15 protein-coding genes are annotated in these 15488 nt (G+C 71.1%); 14 read left to right on the top strand and 1 reads right to left on the bottom strand.

Features of this window, described 5'->3' with window-relative positions; genetic code table 11:
- Nucleotides 1-3 precede the first annotated feature (3 nt).
- The 12 genes from IO36_RS18315 (at nucleotide 4) to nusB (ending at nucleotide 12898) form a co-directional block, all read left to right on the top strand.
- Entirely contained in the window at nucleotides 4-357 is a 354-nt protein-coding gene (locus tag IO36_RS18315; RefSeq protein ID WP_037621161.1) for a DUF6167 family protein, read from the top strand.
- On the top strand, nucleotides 357-3029 hold the full coding sequence (alaS, locus tag IO36_RS18310; protein WP_037621159.1) for an alanine--tRNA ligase: 2673 nt from the start codon (nucleotides 357-359) through the stop codon (nucleotides 3027-3029). The genes IO36_RS18315 and alaS overlap by 1 nt, the downstream gene beginning before the upstream one ends.
- An 11-nt stretch (nucleotides 3030-3040) precedes the next feature.
- Nucleotides 3041-3505: a Holliday junction resolvase RuvX gene (gene ruvX / locus IO36_RS18305; RefSeq protein ID WP_037621158.1), complete on the top strand. Its 465-nt coding sequence runs from the start codon at nucleotides 3041-3043 to the stop codon at nucleotides 3503-3505.
- Nucleotides 3506-3628: 123 nt separating this feature from the next.
- Nucleotides 3629-5467 (top strand): endolytic transglycosylase MltG, encoded by a 1839-nt coding sequence (gene mltG / locus IO36_RS18295; protein WP_078943285.1) that lies wholly within the window; start codon nucleotides 3629-3631, stop codon nucleotides 5465-5467.
- The gene (locus IO36_RS18290; protein WP_037621154.1) at nucleotides 5448-6308 is read left to right on the top strand and encodes a shikimate dehydrogenase; all 861 of its coding nucleotides are present in this window, start codon (nucleotides 5448-5450) and stop codon (nucleotides 6306-6308) included. Before mltG ends, IO36_RS18290 begins: the two co-directional genes overlap by 20 nt.
- Nucleotides 6309-6620: 312 nt before the next feature.
- Nucleotides 6621-7805 carry a chorismate synthase gene (gene aroC, locus IO36_RS18285; protein ID WP_037621153.1) on the top strand — a complete coding sequence of 395 codons (1185 nt, stop codon included), beginning with the start codon at nucleotides 6621-6623 and terminating at the stop codon, nucleotides 7803-7805.
- A 29-nt stretch (nucleotides 7806-7834) separates the two neighbouring features.
- Nucleotides 7835-8317 (top strand): shikimate kinase, encoded by a 483-nt coding sequence (locus tag IO36_RS18280; RefSeq protein ID WP_051900626.1) that lies wholly within the window; start codon nucleotides 7835-7837, stop codon nucleotides 8315-8317.
- Nucleotides 8314-9405 carry a 3-dehydroquinate synthase gene (gene aroB, locus IO36_RS18275; protein ID WP_037621150.1) on the top strand — a complete coding sequence of 364 codons (1092 nt, stop codon included), beginning with the start codon at nucleotides 8314-8316 and terminating at the stop codon, nucleotides 9403-9405. Before IO36_RS18280 ends, aroB begins: the two co-directional genes overlap by 4 nt.
- Nucleotides 9406-9595: 190 nt before the next feature.
- Nucleotides 9596-10546 (top strand): Pro-rich N-terminal domain-containing protein, encoded by a 951-nt coding sequence (locus IO36_RS18270; protein WP_037621148.1) that lies wholly within the window; start codon nucleotides 9596-9598, stop codon nucleotides 10544-10546.
- Between the two features lie 182 nt (nucleotides 10547-10728).
- Complete coding sequence (locus IO36_RS18265) at nucleotides 10729-11835, top strand: aminopeptidase P family protein (RefSeq protein WP_037621147.1); 1107 nt, start codon at nucleotides 10729-10731, stop codon at nucleotides 11833-11835.
- 59 nt (nucleotides 11836-11894) lie between these two features.
- Nucleotides 11895-12461 carry an elongation factor P gene (efp, locus tag IO36_RS18260; protein ID WP_037621146.1) on the top strand — a complete coding sequence of 189 codons (567 nt, stop codon included), beginning with the start codon at nucleotides 11895-11897 and terminating at the stop codon, nucleotides 12459-12461.
- A 2-nt stretch (nucleotides 12462-12463) separates the two neighbouring features.
- Nucleotides 12464-12898, top strand: coding sequence for a transcription antitermination factor NusB (gene nusB / locus IO36_RS18255; RefSeq protein WP_037621144.1), 435 nt, complete (start codon nucleotides 12464-12466; stop codon nucleotides 12896-12898).
- Between the two features lie 193 nt (nucleotides 12899-13091).
- On the opposite strand, the gene bldD is transcribed toward nusB, so the two are convergent.
- A complete protein-coding gene (bldD, locus tag IO36_RS18250; protein WP_037621142.1) occupies nucleotides 13092-13592 on the bottom strand; it encodes a transcriptional regulator BldD in 501 nt (166 codons plus the stop codon).
- A gap of 245 nt (nucleotides 13593-13837) precedes the next feature.
- Here bldD and pyrR point away from each other — a divergent pair, with 245 nt between their 5' ends.
- Both pyrR and IO36_RS18240 read left to right on the top strand, forming a co-directional pair.
- Nucleotides 13838-14428: a bifunctional pyr operon transcriptional regulator/uracil phosphoribosyltransferase PyrR gene (gene pyrR / locus IO36_RS18245; RefSeq protein WP_037621141.1), complete on the top strand. Its 591-nt coding sequence runs from the start codon at nucleotides 13838-13840 to the stop codon at nucleotides 14426-14428.
- Between the two features lie 82 nt (nucleotides 14429-14510).
- The gene (locus tag IO36_RS18240) at nucleotides 14511-15488 is read left to right on the top strand and encodes an aspartate carbamoyltransferase catalytic subunit (RefSeq protein ID WP_037621139.1); all 978 of its coding nucleotides are present in this window, start codon (nucleotides 14511-14513) and stop codon (nucleotides 15486-15488) included.

The raw sequence follows: 15488 nt of genomic DNA, 5'->3' as shown, positions 1-15488 counted from the left end.
GCGATGTTCCGCCGTACGTTCTGGTTCACCGCGGGCGCAGCCGCGGGTGTATGGGCCACCACCAAGGTCAACCGCAAGCTCAGGCAGCTGACCCCCGAGAGCCTCGCGGCACAGGCCGCGAACAAGGCGATCGACGCGGGCCACCGGCTCAAGGAGTTCGCGCTCGACGTCCGTGACGGGATGGCCCAGCGCGAGGCCGAACTCGGAGAGGTGCTCGGCCTGAACGGGCACCCCGACCCCGAACTGCCCACGCAGCGCCGCGTCCGCGCGATCGACGGCGGGCAGTCCGGCGACAACAAGCAGATCAAGTACCTCGACAACACGACGTACTCGTACAACCGGAATGAGGACCACTGATGGAGTCGGCTGAAATCCGCCGCCGCTGGTTGAGCTTCTACGAGGAGCGCGGTCACACCGTCGTCCCTTCGGCGTCGCTCATCGCGGACGACCCGACTCTGCTCCTGGTCCCCGCCGGCATGGTCCCCTTCAAGCCGTACTTCCTCGGTGAGGTCAAGGCCCCCTGGGCCCGCGCCACCAGCGTGCAGAAGTGCGTGCGCACGCCCGACATCGAAGAGGTCGGCAAGACCACGCGCCACGGCACGTTCTTCCAGATGTGCGGCAACTTCTCCTTCGGCGACTACTTCAAGGAAGGCGCCATCACCTACGCCTGGGAGCTGCTCACCACGCCCCAGGACAAGGGTGGTTACGGCCTCGACCCCGAGCGTCTGTGGATCACGGTCTACCTCGACGACGACGAGGCCGAGACCATCTGGCGCGACAAGATCGGCGTCCCGTCCGAGCGCATCCAGCGCCTGGGCAAGAAGGACAACTACTGGTCCATGGGCGTCCCGGGCCCCTGCGGTCCCTGCTCCGAGATCAACTACGACCGCGGCCCCGAGTTCGGCGTCGAGGGCGGCCCGGCCGTCAACGACGAGCGCTACGTGGAGATCTGGAACCTGGTCTTCATGCAGTACGAGCGCGGCGAGGGCATCTCGAAGGACGACTTCGAGATCCTCGGCGAGCTGCCCAGCAAGAACATCGACACCGGTCTCGGCCTCGAGCGCCTCGCCATGATTCTGCAGGGCGTGCAGAACATGTACGAGATCGACACCTCCATGGCCGTCATCAAGAAGGCCACCGAGCTGACCGGTGTCGAGTACGGCGCCGCCCACGGCTCCGACGTCTCGCTGCGCGTGGTCACCGACCACATGCGCACCTCCGTGATGCTCATCGGCGACGGTGTGAGCCCCGGCAACGAGGGCCGCGGCTACGTGCTGCGCCGCATCATGCGCCGCGCCATCCGGAACATGCGTCTGCTCGGCGCCACCGGACCGGTCGTCAAGGACCTCATCGACGTCGTCATCGGCATGATGGGCCAGCAGTACCCGGACCTGGTCACCGACCGGCAGCGGATCGAGACCGTGGCCCTCGCCGAGGAGGCCGCCTTCCTCAAGACGCTGAAGGCCGGCACGAACATCCTCGACACGGCCATCACGGACACCAAGTCGTCCGGCGGCACGGTCCTGGCCGGCGACAAGGCCTTCCTGCTCCACGACACGTGGGGCTTCCCGATCGACCTCACCCTCGAAATGGCCGCCGAACAGGGCCTGTCGGTGGACGAGGACGGCTTCCGCCGCCTGATGAAGGAGCAGCGGGACAAGGCCAAGGCCGACGCCCGCGCCAAGAAGTCGGGCCACGCCGACCTCGGCGCCTACCGCCAGATCGCCGACGCCGCCGGCGAGACCGACTTCGTCGGCTACGACGGCACCGAGGCCGAGTCGACGATCGTCGGCATCCTCGTCGACGGTGTCTCCTCCCCGGCCGCCACCGAAGGCGACGAGGTCGAGATCGTCCTCGACCGCACCCCGTTCTACGCCGAGGGCGGCGGCCAGATCGGCGACACCGGCCGCATCCGGGTCGACTCCGGCGCCGTCATCGAGATCCGCGACTGCCAGAAGCCCGTCCCGGGTGTGTACGTCCACAAGGGTGTCGTCCAGGTCGGCGAGGCCACCGTCGGCGCCAAGGCCCAGGCCACCATCGACGTACGCCGTCGCAAGGCCATCGCCCGCGCCCACTCGGCCACGCACCTCACGCACCAGGCGCTGCGCGACGCCCTCGGCCCGACGGCCGCCCAGGCCGGTTCCGAGAACCAGCCCGGCCGTTTCCGCTTCGACTTCGGCTCCCCGTCCGCCGTCCCGACGGCCGTGATGACGGACGTCGAGCAGCAGATCAACGAGGTGCTCGCCCGCGACCTGGACGTCCAGGCCGAGGTCATGAGCATCGACGAGGCCAAGAAGCAGGGCGCCATCGCCGAGTTCGGCGAGAAGTACGGCGAGCGCGTCCGCGTCGTGACCATCGGCGACTTCTCCAAGGAGCTGTGCGGCGGCACCCACGTGCACAACACCGCCCAGCTCGGCCTGGTGAAGCTGCTCGGCGAGTCGTCCATCGGCTCCGGCGTGCGCCGCATCGAGGCCCTGGTCGGCGTCGACGCCTACAACTTCCTGGCCCGTGAGCACACGGTCGTCGCCCAGCTCCAGGAGCTGGTCAAGGGCCGTCCGGAGGAGCTTCCGGAGAAGGTCTCCGCCATGCTCGGCAAGCTGAAGGACGCCGAGAAGGAGATCGAGAAGTTCCGAGCGGAGAAGGTCCTGCAGGCCGCCGCCGGTCTGGTCGAGTCCGCCCAGGACGTGAACGGCGTGGCCCTGGTCACCGGTCAGGTCCCGGACGGCACGGGCGCCGACGACCTGCGCAAGCTGGTCCTCGACGTGCGCGGCCGTATCCAGGGTGGACGCGCCGTCGTCGTTGCCCTGTTCACGGTGGTGGGCGGCAAGCCGCTGACGGTCATCGCCACCAACGAGGCCGCCCGCGAGCGCGGACTCAAGGCCGGCGAGCTGGTCCGCGGTGCCGCCAAGACGCTCGGCGGCGGCGGTGGCGGCAAGCCGGACGTCGCCCAGGGCGGCGGCCAGAACCCGGCCGCCGTCGGCGAGGCCATCGACGCGGTCCAGCGCCTCGTCGCCGAGACGGCCAAGTAAGGGCCGCGGACATGCGCAGAGGACGTCGTCTCGCGATCGACGTCGGGGACGCCCGGATCGGGGTCGCCTCGTGCGACCCCGACGGGATCCTCGCCACTCCGGTGGAGACGGTCCCGGGACGTGACATCCCCGCCGCCCACCGCCGGCTGCGGCAGCTCGTCGAGGAGTACGAGCCGATCGAGGTCGTCGTCGGACTCCCTCGCTCCCTCAAGGGGGGCGAGGGTCCCGCCGCCGTCAAGGTCCGGGCCTTCGCCCAGGAGCTCGCGGAAGGGATTGCTCCTGTTCCGGTTCGGCTCCTGGATGAGAGGATGACCACGGTCACCGCCGGGCAGGGACTGCGTGCCGCGGGTGTGAAGACGAAGAAGGGCCGGTCGGTGATCGACCAGGCTGCCGCCGTCGTGATCCTGCAGCAAGCCCTGGAATCCGAACGAGTGTCAGGCACGTCGCCCGGGGAGGGCGTCGAAGTGGTCATGTGATCGCGATACGGTAACGTTCCGCCCGATGCGGTGGTGTTCGAACAGCCGTCGCACGGTAAAGAGGCGGACGGGAGCCGGGCCACGCGAGCCGGCCGCTGCCGGCTCGCGGCTCGTAGGGGATCGATGACTGAGTATGGCCGGGGCTCTGGCTCCGAACCGTGGCATCCGGAGGACCCGTTGTACGGGGACGGCGGATGGGGCGGGCAGGCCGCCGACGGCCAGTCCGCCTACGACGGCGGCCAGCCGCAGCACTATCCGCAGCAGCAGGGCGACTGGGGCCAGGGTCAGCAGTACCAGGGGCAGCAGCAGTACGCGCAGCAGGGCCAGCAGGGGCAGTACCCCGGACAGCAGCAGTACCAGGGCCAGCAGTACCAGGGTCAGGGCCAGCAGCAGTACCCCGGCCAGGGGCAGCAGTACCCGCAGCAGCAGTATCCGCAGCAGTACCCCGGTCAGGGGCAGCAGCAGTACCCGGGTCAGCAGCAGTTCGACGGCCAGGGTCAGCAGCAGTACCCCGGGCAGGGCCGGCAGCAGTACCCGGGTCAGGGGCAGCCGCAGTACCCCGATGGCGGAACCGGCGCGCATCCGCAGGTGCCGTACACCGGGGACGGCGCCGACCCGTACGCGGGCCAGTACGCGGCCGAGCAGCCGGACTCGTACACCACCCCCGACGCCTACCCGCCGCCCGAGCCGCCGGCCCGGCGCCGCGCCGAGCCCGAACCCGACCCCGAGCCGGACTGGGATCCGGGCCCGGACCAGGGCGAGCACGCCTTCTTCGCGGGTGGCGACGACGATGACGACGACTTCGACGAGGACGACGACCCGAAGAAGCGCCGCGGACGCGGTGAGCGCAAGGGCGGCAAGGAGCGAGGCGGCGGCAAGGGCAAGAAGCGCCGCAGCGGCTGCGCCTGCCTCGTGGTCGTGGCGGTCTTCGGCGGCGGTCTCGCCGGCGCCGGGTATTTCGGGTACCACTATTACCAGAATCGTTTCGGCTCGGCCCCCGACTTCGCCGGCGAGGGAACGGGACAGGTTCCCGTCGAAATCGCCAAGGGCGAGGGCGGTTATGTCATCGGCCAGAAGCTGAAGGCGGCCGGTGTCGTCAAGAGCGTGGACGCGTTCGTTTCCGCCCAGTCGGAAAACCCCAAGGGCAAGTCGATCCAGGCGGGCGCCTACATCCTCCGCAAGGGAATGTCGGCCAAGGCCGCCGTCGCGCTGATGCTCGACCCCAAGAGCCAGAACAACGTGACCGTGTTTCCCGGGGCCCGTAATGCCCAGGTCTACGCGTTGATCGACACGAAACTCGGGTTCGCCAAGGGCACGACCAGCGCCGTCGCCAAGAAGGAGTACAAGAGCCTCGGGCTGCCGAGCTGGGCGAACACGAACAAGGACATAAAGGACCCCCTGGAGGGGTTCCTGTATCCGCTGACCTACCCCGCCGCCAAGGGCATGAAGCCCGAGGCGGTGCTGAAGGGCATGGTCGCGCAGGCGAACAAGAAGTACGCGGCGATGGGACTCGTGGCGAAGGCGAAGACGCTCAAGCTCGACGATCCGCTGCAGGTGGTCACGGTCGCGAGCCTCGTCCAGGCGGAGGGCAAGACCCACGACGACTACCGCAAGATGGCGGAGGTCGTCTACAACCGTCTGAAGAGCACCAACACCGAGACCAACCAGAAGCTGCAGTTCGACTCGACCTTCAATTACCTGAAGGGCCAGAGCAAAATCAATATCGGCGAGTCCGAGATCAACAGCAATCCGGACCCGTACAACACGTATTACCACCGGGGTCTGCCGCCCGGGCCGATCGGCAATCCCGGCGACGACGCCTTCCGTGCGGTGTTCAATCCCACGAAGGACGGCTGGATGTACTTCGTGGCGACCGACGGCCAGAACAACACGGAATTCGCCAAGACGCTGGCCCAGTTCGAGAAACTCAAGGACAAGTTCAATGCCAGCTCCGGCAACTGAAGTCCGCCGGGCCGCGGTGCTCGGTTCCCCGATCGCCCACTCCCTCTCCCCGGTCCTGCACCGGGAGGCCTACCGGGAGCTGGGCCTCGGCGACTGGACGTACGACCGCTTCGAGGTCGACGAGCAGGCACTGCCCGCCTTCGTCGAGGGACTCGGACCGGAGTGGGCCGGGCTGTCGCTGACCATGCCGCTCAAGCGGGCCGTCATGCCGCTGCTGGACGAGATCAGCGAGACGGCCGCCTCCGTCGAGGCGGTGAACACGGTCGTCCTCACCGCGGACGGGCGGCGCGTCGGCGACAACACCGACATCCCCGGCATGGTCGCCGCGCTGCGCGAGCGGGGGATCGAGCAGGTCGACTCGGCCGCCGTCCTCGGCGCCGGCGCCACCGCCTCCTCCGCCCTCGCCGCCCTCGCCCGGATCTGCACCGGCGAGGTCGTCGCGTACGTCCGCAGCCCCGAGCGGGCCGCCGAGATGCGGGAGTGGGGCGAGCGCCTCGGGATCGAGCTGCGCACCGAGGACTGGGCCGACGCCGAGCGGGCGCTGCACGCGCCGCTGGTGATCGCCACGACCCCGGCCGGCACCACGGACGCGCTGGCCGCCGCCGTCCCCGGACGCCCCACGACCCTCTTCGACGTGCTCTACGAGCCCTGGCCGACCGACCTCGCCGCCCGCTGGTCGGCGTACGGCGGTGCCGTGGTCGGCGGACTCGACCTGCTCGTCCACCAGGCGGTGCTCCAGGTCGAGCAGATGACCGGCCGGACCCCGGCCCCGCTCGTCGCCATGCGCAAGGCCGGCGAGCACGCCCTCGCCGCCCGCGGCGAGAACGGCGACCGGCACTAGGCCGCGTACCGCCCTGCGGAGTTAGGCGACCGGCACTAGGCCGCGTGCCGCCCCGCGGAGAGCGGCGACCGGCTTCGCGGGCGGTCCGCGACGCCACCCGGGGCCGGCGTCGGCAAGGCCCCTCGCCGTGCCCCTGGCAGTGCCCGGTCCGGGCGGGTGCGTCCGCCTGATGGACCTACGGCCGGTTTCCGTCCCCGGACGTGGGAGGATCGGAGGCGGCGGGCCAGGGCCGCGCACCCGGTCGCGCCGTCGCCGTACGCGAGCACACGTGTACGCAGCAGCAGTACCAGGGCGCGAGCATGAGGAGCACCGTTGAGCAGGTTGCGCTGGCTGACCGCGGGGGAGTCCCACGGTCCCGCACTTGTCGCGACGCTGGAGGGCCTTCCCGCCGGCGTGCCGATCACCACGGAGATGGTGGCGGACCACCTCGCCCGGCGGCGCCTGGGTTATGGACGCGGTGCCCGGATGAAGTTCGAGCGCGACGAGGTCACCTTCCTCGGCGGCGTCCGGCACGGCCTCACCCTCGGCTCCCCGGTCGCGGTCATGGTCGGCAACACCGAATGGCCCAAGTGGGAGCAGGTCATGTCGGCCGACCCGGTCGACCAGGAGATCCTCGACGGGCTCGCCCGCAACGCCCCGCTGACCCGCCCGCGGCCCGGCCACGCCGACCTCGCCGGCATGCAGAAGTACGGCTTCGACGAGGCCCGGCCGATCCTGGAGCGCGCCTCCGCCCGTGAGACCGCGGCCCGCGTCGCGCTCGGCGCCGTCGCCCGTTCGTACCTGAAGGAGACGGCCGGGATCGAGATCGTCTCCCATGTCGTCGAACTCTGCTCCGTGAAGGCCCCGGGGGGTGTCTACCCGACCCCGGCCGACGTCGACCGGCTCGACGCCGACCCGCTGCGCTGCCTGGACGCCGACACCTCGAAGGCGATGGTCGCGGAGGTCGACCAGGCCCACAAGGACGGCGACACCCTCGGCGGGGTCGTCGAGGTGCTCGCCTACGGCGTCCCCGTCGGCCTCGGCTCGCACGTCCACTGGGACCGCAAGCTGGACGCCCGCCTCGCCGGCGCCCTGATGGGCATCCAGGCGATCAAGGGCGTCGAGATCGGCGACGGCTTCGAGCTCGCCCGCGTCCCCGGCTCCCAGGCCCACGACGAGATCGTGGGCACCCCCGACGGCATCCGGCGCGTCTCCGGCCGCGCCGGCGGCACCGAGGGCGGACTGAGCACCGGCGAACTGCTGCGCGTCCGCGCCGCGATGAAGCCGATCGCCACCGTGCCGCGCGCGCTGGCCACCGTCGACGTCGCCACCGGCGAGGCCGCCAAGGCCCACCATCAGCGCTCCGACGTCTCCGCCGTGCCGGCCGCCGGCATCGTGGCCGAGGCCATGGTCGCCCTCGTCCTCGCCGACGCGGTGGCCGAGAAGTTCGGCGGCGACTCCGTCACCGAGACCCGCCGCAACGTCCGCTCGTACCTCGAGAACCTGGCCATCCGGTGACCGCCCCGCGGCTGGTCCTGGTCGGCCCGATGGGGGTCGGCAAGTCCACGGTGGGCGCGCTGGTCGCCGAGCGCCTCGGCTGCGCCTACCGGGACACGGACGACGACATCGTGGCCGCCGAGGGCCGCAGCATCGCCGACATCTTCGTCGAGGAGGGCGAGCCCGCGTTCCGCGCCCTCGAGAAGGAGGCCGTGCGCGTCGCGCTCGCCGGGCACGACGGCGTCCTGGCGCTGGGCGGCGGCTCGGTCCTCGACGCCGGCACCCGCGCGCTGCTCGCCGGCCACCAGGTCGTCTACCTCTCCATGGACGTCGAGGAGGCGGTGCAGCGCACCGGCCTGAACGCGGCCCGGCCGCTGCTCGCCGTCAACCCGCGCAAGCAGTGGCGCGAGCTGATGGAGGCCCGCCGCCACCTGTACACCGAGGTCGCCCGCGCGGTCGTGGCGACCGACGGACGCACCCCCGATGAGGTCGCCCAGGCGGTCCTCGACGCACTGGAGTTGAAGGAAGCATGAGCGAGGCAGTGACCCGGGTCCAGGTCGGCGGCACCGCGGGCACCGACCCCTACGAGGTCCTGATCGGCCGGCAGCTCCTCGGCGAACTCGGCACCCTGATCGGCGAGAAGGCCAAGCGCGTCGCCGTGATCCACCCCGAGGCGCTCGCCGACACCGGTGAGGCGCTGCGCGCCGACCTGGCGGACCAGGGCTTCGAGACCGTCGCCATCCAGGTGCCCAACGCCGAGGAGGCCAAGACCGCCGAGGTCGCGGCCTACTGCTGGAAGGCGCTGGGCCAGTCCGGCTTCACCCGCACCGACGTGATCGTCGGTGTCGGCGGCGGCGCCACCACCGACCTCGCCGGGTTCGTGGCGGCGACCTGGCTGCGCGGGGTGCGCTGGATCGCCGTCCCCACCACCGTGCTCGCGATGGTCGACGCTGCGGTCGGCGGCAAGACCGGCATCAACACCGCCGAGGGCAAGAACCTGGTCGGTGCCTTCCACCCGCCCGCGGGCGTGCTGTGCGACCTGGCCGCCCTCGACTCGCTGCCCGTCAACGACTACGTCTCCGGGCTCGCCGAGATCATCAAGGCCGGCTTCATCGCCGACCCGGTGATCCTCGACCTCATCGAGTCCGACCCCGAGGCGGCCCGCACCCCGGCCGGCCCGCACACCGCCGAGCTGATCGAGCGGTCCATCAGGGTCAAGGCCGAGGTCGTCTCCGGCGACCTCAAGGAGTCGGGGCTGCGCGAGATCCTCAACTACGGCCACACGCTGGCCCACGCCATCGAGAAGAACGAGCGCTACAAGTGGCGGCACGGCGCCGCCGTCTCCGTCGGCATGCACTTCGCCGCCGAACTCGGCCGCCTCGCGGGCCGGCTGGACGACGCGACCGCCGACCGGCACCGCACGATTCTCCAGTCCGTCGGTCTCCCGCTCAGCTACCGCTACGACCAGTGGCCCAAGCTCGTGGAGAACATGAAGGTCGACAAGAAGTCGCGCGGCGACCTGCTGCGCTTCATCGTCCTCGACGGACTGGCCAAGCCGACCGTCCTGGAGGGCCCGGATCCGGCCGTCCTGCTCGCCGCCTACGGCGAGGTCGGCGAGTAACCGGCGCCACCGCGCGGGGTCTTATCCTCCGAAGCGCACCTGCTCAGCCCGTTTTGCCTCTCCCTCCCGGGCACTTCGCACCGTCCCCGGCCGTTCACACAACGGCGGCCGGGGAAGGTACCGTTCAGTAGCGACGGGGCCCGCGTCCCGTCCGCCAGCTCATCGCCTGCACGAGACGGAGTGGCACCGGATGCAGCACGCAGTGGGGGCTCCGCTGCCGCCCCACCAGCCGGGGCAAGGGCCGGCCGCCGGCTGGTCGCCGGCCGGACAGTACCCGGGGCAGCAGGGTCCCGCGCCCGCTCCGGGTTTCGCCGGTGCGCCGGTTCCGCCCGGCGCCCCGCCCGCCCAGGCACCGCAGCACCATCTGCCGCCGCATCAGATGCCCCCGCAGCCACCGCGGCACCCCTCGGCGGCGCCTCCGCAGCATCCGACGGTGCAGCATCCCCAGCACCCCTCGGCGCAGCCGCCGCCGCACCCGCCCGTGCCGCCCGCTCCGGAGACCACCGGACACGTCCAGCTGCCGCCGGGCGTCTCGGTGACCATGCCGACCCCGCCGCACGCCACGGGCGCGCCCGACCCGGCGGCGACCACGCTCGCGGTGCTGCTCATCGGCCCCGCCGGCGCCGGCAAGACCAGCGTCGCCAAGTACTGGGCCGACCACCGTCGGGTGCCCACGGCCCACATCAGCCTCGACGACGTCCGCGAATGGGTGCGCTCGGGCTTCGCCGACCCGCAGTCCGGATGGAACGACCACTCCGAGGCGCAGTATCGTCTCGCCCGCCGTACCTGCGGCTTCGCCGCCCGGAACTTCCTGGCCAACGGCATCTCCTGCATCCTGGACGACGCCGTCTTCCCGGACCGGCCCGTCGTCGGTCTCGGCGGCTGGAAGCGGCACGTGGGCCCCGGGCTGCTGCCGGTGGTGCTCCTGCCGGGCCTCGAGGTGGTCCTGGAGCGCAACGCGGAGCGGTCGGGCAACCGCAGGCTCAGCGACGAGGAGGTCGCGCGGATCCACGGCCGCATGGCCGGCTGGTACGGCTCCGGGCTCCCGATCATCGACAACTCCCAGCTCGACGTCGCGGCCACGGCCCATGTCCTGGACGAGGTCCTGGCCCGCGCCATCGCGAGCCCGCCCCAGTGGTGAGACGTCTCACTCCTCGACCGGTCCGAGACGCCCCGGCCGCTCCTCTCGACGGAGGGGCCGGTCCCGGGAGAGGGCCCCGACGGCGGGGCCTCGGGTGCCCGGTCCGGTGTCCCCCGGACGGCGGGCCACCCGTCCGGCCCTCTGGAACGGCGACATCCCGGCGGCGCTCGTAGGCTCGGTTCATGCCAGAGGTGTACGCGACCCGCAGAGAGCGGCTCCGGGAGCGCTGTGCGGCGGGCGGCAGCGCGGCGGCGCTCGTCACCCGTCCCGCCAACGTGAGGTATCTCGCGGGAGCCGCGCCGCTCGGCGCCGTGCTCCTGCTCGGCGGCGACGAGGACCTGTTGCTGTGCGGCGGACCGCCGTCCGGCGAAGCCGCGGAAGGGCGCCCGGACGAGGCGCTGGAGGTCCGGGTGCTGCCCCGCCCCGGAGGTGATGCGGCCGTCGCCGCGGCCGGCCTCGCGGCCGAGCGGGGCGCCGACTCCCTCGCCGTCGAGGAGCACCATCTGACCGTCAGCCGGCACCGCGCCCTCGGCTCCGTCGCCCCGGGCCTGCGCCTGGCCGACCTGGGCGGCGCGGTGGAGCAGCTGCGGGTGATCAAGGACGAGGAGGAGATCTCCGCCCTGCGGATCGGGGCCGAGATCGCCGACCAGGCCCTCGGCGAGCTCCTGGAGTCGATCCTCGTCGGCCGCACCGAACGCCATCTCGCCCTGGAGCTGGAACGCCGGCTCGTCGACCACGGCGCCGACGGCCCGGCCTTCGCGACCTCGGTCGGCACCGGGCCGAACTCCGGACGCCGCGGCCACCGGCCCAGCGACCGGCGTGTCGAGGAGGGCGACTTCCTCTCCGTCTGCCTCGGCGCGACCTACCGCGGCTACCGCTGCGAGATCGGCCGCACGTTCGTGATCGGCACGTCTCCGGCCGACTGGCAGATCGAGCTGTACGACCTCGTCTTCGCCGCCCAGCGGGCCGGACGGGAGGCGCTGGCACCCGGTGCCGCCTACCGTGACGTGGACCGCGAGGCCCGCCAGGTACTGGACTCCGGAGGCCATACGGAAGGCCTTCCACCGCTGACGGGGCACGGTGTCGGGCTCGAAATCGACGAGGACCCGCAGCTAGCCCCCGCGGCCATGGGTAAACTGGACGCTTGCGTGCCGGTCACCGTCGAACCGGGGGTCCACCTCCCGGGCCGGGGCGGTGTCCGGATCGATGACACGCTCGTCGTACGCCCTGAGGCGGACGGCGGACCCGAGCTACTCACCATCACGACCAAGGAACTGCTCGCGCTCTAGCCTCCGGGCCGCGCGCGAGCGCCGGGGTCGTCCACGTCAGTCCAGGAGATTCCGCAACCGTGGCTTCCACGAACGACCTCAAGAACGGCCTGGTGCTCAAGCTCGACGGAGGCCAGCTCTGGTCCGTCGTCGAGTTCCAGCACGTCAAGCCCGGCAAGGGCCCGGCCTTCGTGCGCACCAAGCTGAAGAACGTGCTCTCCGGCAAGGTCGTCGACAAGACGTTCAACGCCGGCGTCAAGGTCGAGACGGCCACGATCGACAAGCGCGACATGCAGTTCTCGTACATGGACGGCGAGTACTTCGTCTTCATGGACATGGAGACGTACGACCAGCTCATGGTCGACCGCAAGGCCGTCGCCGACGCCGCCAACTTCCTGATCGAGGGCTTCACGGCCACCGTCGCCCAGCACGAGGGATCGGTGCTCTTCGTCGAGCTGCCGGCCGCCGTCGAACTGGTCGTCCAGGAGACCGAGCCGGGCGTCCAGGGCGACCGCTCCACCGGTGGCACCAAGCCCGCCACCCTGGAGACCGGTCACCAGATCCAGGTCCCGCTCTTCATCACCACCGGTGAGAAGATCAAGGTCGACACCCGCACCAGCGACTACCTCGGCCGGGTGAACAGCTAACCGTGGCTGCCCGCAACACGGCCCGCAAGCGCGCCTTCCAGATCCTCTTCGAGGGCGACCAGCGCGGTGTGGACGTCCTGACGGTCCTCGCGGACTGGATCCGGCACTCCCGGTCCGACACCCGGCAGCCGCCGGTCAGCGAATACACGATGGAACTGGTCGAGGGCTACGCCGCCAAGGCGCGGCGCATCGACGAGCTCATCGCGCAGTACGCCGTGGGCTGGACGCTGGACAGGATGCCGGTCGTCGACCGCAACATCCTGCGCCTCGGCGCCTACGAGCTGATCTGGGTCGACGAGACCCCGGACGCCGTCGTGCTCGACGAGGCGGTGCAGCTGGCCAAGGAGTTCTCCACGGACGAGTCGCCCTCGTTCGTGAACGGCCTGCTGGGCCGGCTGAAGGACCTGAAGCCCTCGCTCCGCCGCGACGAGGACTGACCGACAGCCCGGCCGTACGGCCCCGAGGGGGCGTACGGAACGCCGGAGGGCCCGCAGCGTGATCGCTGCGGGCCCTCCGGCGTTCCTGTACCCGGGAGCCTCGGGAGGCCCGCAGACGGCCGCCGGGGTGGCCGGAACCATCAGGTTCCGGCCACCCCGGCGGCACGTTTCTGCTGAGCTGTCCTCAGGCGATTCAGCCCTCGTCGTGGGCGACCGCGCGGCGCGCGTCCGCGTCCAGGACGCCCCAGCTGATCAGCTGCTCGGTCAGGACCGAGGGGGACTGGTCGTAGATCACGGCGAGGGTGCGCAGGTCGTCCTGGCGGATCGACAGCACCTTGCCGTTGTAGTCCCCGCGCTGCGACTGGATCGTCGCCGCGTAGCGCTGGAGCGGGCCCGCCTTCTCGGCCGGCACGTGCGCGAGACGCTCGAGGTCGAGGACCAGCTTCGGCGGCGGCTCGGCGGCCCCGCCCGGGGTGGTGCCCGGAAGCAGCTCCTGGACCGGAACCCCGTAGAAGTCCGCGAGCTCGGCGAGACGCTGCACGGTCACGGCGCGGTCGCCGCGCTCGTACGAACCGACCACGACCGCCTTCCAGCGGCCCTGCGACTTCTCCTCGACGCCATGGAGGGAAAGGCCCTGCTGGGTGCGGATGGCGCGGAGCTTGGCCCCGAGTTGTTTGGCGTATTCGCTGGACATATAGCTCCCCGGACGCTGTATCAACGTGCGGCTCCGCCGCGCGGCTGGTGACTCACTGTGAGGTTACGCAGCGTTACTCTCCCCCGTCAAGCCGAAGGATTTTCGACCGGTGGTGGACGGGCGTGACGCAAGGGTGGCTCAAACCGATGTGATCAGCAGTGTTGCCGGGCTGGTACCGTTGATGGCGCAAATCCGACGTCCTTTAATGATCCGTCCCGTGAGGCGGAGAAGGAGGTCCGTTTCCCATGGACACCGAGCACGACACGCAGCACGAGGAAGCCGACGCGCGTCCCGTACTGGAAGCCCCCGACATCGCACGGGTGCTGACCCGCATCGCCCACGAGATCGTCGAACGCGCCAAGGGCGCCGACGACGTGGTGCTCCTCGGCATCCCCACCCGGGGTGTCTTCCTGGCCCGCAGGCTGGCCGACAAGCTCGAAGAGATCACCGACCGCAAGATCCCGGTCGGATCCCTCGACATCACGATGTACCGCGACGACCTGCGCATGCACCCGCCGCGCGCGCTGGCCCGCACCGAGATCCCCGGTGACGGCATCGACGGCCGCCTCGTCGTCCTCGTCGACGACGTGCTCTTCTCCGGCCGCACCATCCGCGCCGCGCTCGACGCGCTGAACGACATCGGCCGCCCGCGCGCCGTGCAGCTCGCCGTCCTCGTCGACCGGGGCCACCGCGAACTGCCCATCCGCGCCGACTACGTCGGCAAGAACCTCCCCACGTCGCTGCGGGAGACGGTCAAGGTCCAGCTCGCCGAGGAGGACGGTCGCGACACCGTGCTGCTCGGTGCCAAGCGGACCTCCCCGGGCGCGCCCCGATAGCACTCCGGCCCGCGCCGTGACGTGCCCACCAGCGCACCCGCATGCCCGAATCCTCCCTGAACTTCCTTACGGAGCCTGACAGATGCAGCGTCATCTCATCTCGGCCGCCGACCTCACCCGCGACGACGCCGTCCTGATCCTCGACACCGCCGAGGAGATGGCCCGGGTCGCCGACCGGCCGATCAAGAAGCTGCCGACCCTGCGCGGCCGCACGATCGTCAACCTCTTCTTCGAGGACTCGACCCGGACCCGGATCTCGTTCGAGGCCGCCGAGAAGCGCCTGTCCGCGGACGTCATCAACTTCACCGCCAAGGGGTCGAGCGTCTCCAAGGGCGAGTCCCTCAAGGACACCGCCCAGACCCTGGAGGCCATGGGCGTCGACGCCGTCGTCATCCGGCACGGCGCCTCCGGGGCCCCCTACCGCCTCGCCACCTCCGACTGGATCGACGCGGCCGTCATCAACGCGGGCGACGGCACCCACCAGCACCCCACCCAGGCCCTGCTCGACGCGTTCACCATGCGCCGCCGGCTCGTCGGCCGGGACGCCGGCCTCGGCCAGGACCTGTCCGGCAAGCGCATCACGATCGTCGGCGACGTCCTGCACAGCCGGGTCGCCCGTTCGAACGTCGACCTGCTGCACACCCTGGGCGCGGAGGTCACCCTCGTCGCCCCGCCGACCCTGGTGCCGGTCGGCGTGGAGAGCTGGCCCTGCGAGATCTCGTACGACCTGGACAGCACCCTGTCCAAGTCCGACGCCGTGATGATGCTGCGCGTCCAGCGCGAGCGCATGAACGCGGCGTTCTTCCCGACCGAGCGCGAGTACTCGCGTCGCTACGGGCTCGACGGCGAGCGCATGGCGAAAATGCCGGAGCACGCCATCGTGATGCACCCCGGCCCGATGGTCCGCGGCATGGAGATCACCGCCGAGGTCGCCGACTCCGAGCGGTGCACCGTCGTGGAGCAGGTCGCCAACGGTGTCTCCATCCGCATGGCCGTCCTGTACCTGCTCCTGGGCGGCAACGAGCCCGCCGTCACCCACACCCGTACCGAGGAGAAGTAA

This window comes from Streptomyces aureus, assembly GCF_000725495.1.
Classification (GTDB): Bacteria; Actinomycetota; Actinomycetes; order Streptomycetales; family Streptomycetaceae; genus Streptomyces; species Streptomyces aureus_B.
The sequence above is the reverse complement of the archived record's forward strand: the minus strand, read 5'-3'. Positions and strand labels throughout refer to the sequence as shown.